The following is a 3,158-nucleotide window of genomic DNA, read 5'->3' on the forward strand; positions in this document are numbered from 1 at the left end:
AACCCGAACCCGAAGATCAGCCGAATGTGCTTTGCCCATGATCCACCTCCAATGAGGGTGAATCACAAATCACAAACAATGGGAATCCCACGATTCAGATTTTCCGCAGGACGCTCTAATGCGGAAAGCGGCACCGGCCCGCTCCCCCGCCCGGCCACCCATTCAGAGTACTCTAGTGGGTGGCCGGGCGGGGGAGCGGGCCGGTGCCGCTCTGTTTCGGCTCGGCCGAAACAGCTCAAAAGGGCAGCAGCACGACCTTTCCGCCGAGCCCGCCCTTGTCGATCCGCCGGTGGACATCGGCGGCGGCAGATAGCGGCAGGCGGTCGGCAACGATGGGCCTGATCCGGCCTTCCTTGAGGCAACCCAGCAGCTTGGCCAGATCTTCGGCAAACTGCTCGGGGTATGCCTTGCGCCGGCTGGTGATCGAGTACCACACGGCGCGGCGGCCACCGAGCAGCGGGCTGAAGAGCGTCCACAGCTTGAGCCGCGCGAGGCCAAGTCCGGCGGCCAGCAGACTTTCGCCGCCGGTTGCCATCGTTTGCGAGCCATAGCCGACGAGCACGCCGCCTTTCGCGAGCGTACGGAACGAGCGCTTGAAGTGCGCCCCGCCGATCGCATCGAACACCGCGTCAACGCCGCGCCCGCCGGTGGCGCGCTTCACGGCCTCGACGAAATCTCCTGCGCGGTAGTCGATCGCCTGCGCACCGTAGCTTTCGACCACACCCATGTTGGCGGCAGAGCACGTGCCGATCGCGCGCAGCTTCATGACGCGCGCCAGATCGAGCAGCGCCGTGCCGACCGATCCCGATGCACCGATGACGAGAACGGTCGCCCCCGCTTGGATTGCCGCGGCCCGCGCCAGCATCTGGTACGCGGTCATGTAGGCCAGCGGCAGGCAGACCGCTTCGGCGGGATCAATCCCCTCCGGTACCGGCACGAGCGAAGCGGCCGGCCGCAAGGCATATTGTGCGTAGCCACCCACCACGGAGAGGTCCGCGACCAATGTACCGAGTGCAGGGCTGGTCACGCCTACACCCGCCGCATCGACCACGCCGACCAGATCGTATCCGGGCGTGAACGGGAGAGGCCCCTTGAAATCGGGGTAGCGACCCATGCGGATGAAAGTGTCGGTAAAGCCGGTGCCCGCCGCGAGCACCTTGATGCGCACCTCGCCCGGCCCGGGCTCCGGCAGCGCGTCCTCGCGCGCGAGTTCAAGAACTTCCGGCCCGCCGAAACGGGCAATCTCGATATGCTCCCACGCCACGCGACCATCCTGTTGCAAGGGGCTTTGCGCCGCAGAGTATGGCGGCCGGGCGGCAATGCAATCCCTTATGCGATGATGCGCTTGCATGGCCCCCCTGTCAGACGCTAAGCGCTCGGGCCATGAGCATCCTCGGCAAGATCTTCACCTGGTGGGACGGCGCCACCTTCGGCACCATGCTCGACAACGCGCGCAATGGCGTGAAAGTCGGCCAGGACGTGCAGGGCAATGTCTACTATCGCGCACGCAAGCCTTATCCGAAGGGGCACCCCTTCGCCGGGCGCGAACGTCGCTGGGTGATCTACAACGGCGCGAATGACGCAAGCCGCGTGCCCGCCGAATGGCACGGCTGGCTGCACGGCAGCGTCGATGGCGTTCCTGAAAGCAACCTGCCGCCGCCGAGGATCTGGGAAGTGGAGTTCACCCCCAACGCCACCGGGACTTCTGCCGCCTACCGCCCGCAAGGCGCGCTTGAGCGCGGTGGCAAGCGGGCCCGGGCCACGGGCGATTACGAAGCCTGGTCGCCAGAGGGCTAATGCGCGGGCTGATGCGCCGCTTCGCACCGCTGCTGCTTGGGCCGGCGTTGCTGGCGCTCGGCTCCTGCGGCGGCAACAAGAACGCTGAAGCCCCGCCGCCGAGTGAGGCGACACAGGGCGCCGGTCCTGCCGCCAATGCCTCGGGCGTGGTCGAGAGCGAGTTCGGCACCCCGGTCAAGGACCGCGTCGCAACGCTCGGCTTCCTTAACAAGCGCAACAACATCACCCAGATCGTGGAGCTGAAGACCGGCGAATCGCGCCGCATCGGCAATGCGATCATCAAGCTCGCCACTTGCGAGCGCACGGCGCCCTGGGAAGATCCGCCCGAAACCGGCGCCTTCGTCCAGCTCTTCGTCGAGGAACGTGCGACGACACGGGAAAAGCTCGCGTGGCACAAGGTCTTCTCGGGCTGGCTGTTCAAGAATTCGCCCGCGCTCAACGTGGTCGAGCACCCGGTCTATGACTTATGGGTCAAGGATTGCGCGATGAAGTTCCCCGGCGAGGAGGACAGCCCAGCCGCCGCCGCTTCGACAAGCAGCGCGGCAAAGCCCGCCGGCAAGCCCCCGGCACCCGCCGCGCCCGCCGCCGCGCCGGCAGACGATACGCCCCCGGCCTGAGCGCCTGCCCTCGGGGCAATCGCGGCGTGCAGCAGATCAAGATAGCGCGTCTGCGGAATCTCGACCGCGCCCAGAGAGGCGAGGTGCGGCGTGGTGAACTGGCAGTCGAGCAGCTCGGCCCCCGCGCGGCGCATGGCGGCAACCAGCCAGGCCAGCGCGACCTTGGAGGCATCGCTTGTGCGGCTGAACATGCTCTCGCCGCAGAACACCCGGTTGAAGCCGACGCCGTAGAGCCCGCCGACGAGCACTTCCGTGCCGCCCGGCCCTTCCTGCCATGTCTCGATCGAATGGGCGTGCCCGTGGCGGTGCAGCTCGCGATAGCTTTCGGCGATGCGGCGACTGATCCAGCTGTCCTCCGCTTCGAGGCGCGGCGCAGCGCAGGCATCGATCACCGCATCGAACGCCTCGTTGCAGGTCACGCGAAAGCGGCCGCGGCGCAAGGTGCGGGCAAGGCTGCGAGAGAGGTGAAAGCCGTCCAGCGGCAGGATCGCGCGCATCCGCGGCTCGACCCAATAGACTTCAGGATCATCGCGGCTGTCCGACATCGGAAAAATGCCGGCACGATAGGCCTGCAGCAAAAGCTCGGGCGGGATGATCGAGGTCTCGTGCCGTGACATCTTTCACCCATTGTTCTTTGGTTGCGCTGGCCGCGTCAACCCACTAAGGGCGCTTCTCCGGCACAGGAGTGTAGCTCAGTTGGTAGAGCATCGGTCTCCAAAACCGAGGGCCGGGGGTTCGAGTCCC

General features: G+C 66.6%; 3 protein-coding genes and 1 pseudogene. 2 read left to right on the forward strand and 2 right to left on the reverse strand.

The window, feature by feature from the left end; genetic code table 11:
- Window positions 1–235: 235 nt before the first annotated feature.
- Window positions 236–1,264 (reverse strand): medium chain dehydrogenase/reductase family protein, encoded by a 1,029-nt coding sequence (locus Q0082_RS03770; RefSeq protein ID WP_298190083.1) that lies wholly within the window; start codon window positions 1,262–1,264, stop codon window positions 236–238.
- A 119-nt stretch (window positions 1,265–1,383) separates the two neighbouring features.
- Between Q0082_RS03770 and Q0082_RS03775 the strand changes: the two genes are divergently transcribed.
- Window positions 1,384–1,797, forward strand: coding sequence for an NADH:ubiquinone oxidoreductase subunit NDUFA12 (locus tag Q0082_RS03775; protein ID WP_298190085.1), 414 nt, complete (start codon window positions 1,384–1,386; stop codon window positions 1,795–1,797).
- A gap of 11 nt (window positions 1,798–1,808) precedes the next feature.
- A pseudogene (locus tag Q0082_RS03780) lies at window positions 1,809–2,219 on the forward strand (DUF2155 domain-containing protein); the annotation flags it as partial.
- A 35-nt stretch (window positions 2,220–2,254) separates the two neighbouring features.
- Here Q0082_RS03780 and aat read toward each other — a convergent pair.
- Window positions 2,255–3,031: a leucyl/phenylalanyl-tRNA--protein transferase gene (aat, locus tag Q0082_RS03785; RefSeq protein ID WP_298190088.1), complete on the reverse strand. Its 777-nt coding sequence runs from the start codon at window positions 3,029–3,031 to the stop codon at window positions 2,255–2,257.
- Window positions 3,032–3,158 lie beyond the last annotated feature (127 nt).

This window comes from Novosphingobium sp. (assembly GCF_027489515.1).
In the GTDB taxonomy this organism is placed as follows: Bacteria; Pseudomonadota; Alphaproteobacteria; order Sphingomonadales; family Sphingomonadaceae; genus Novosphingobium.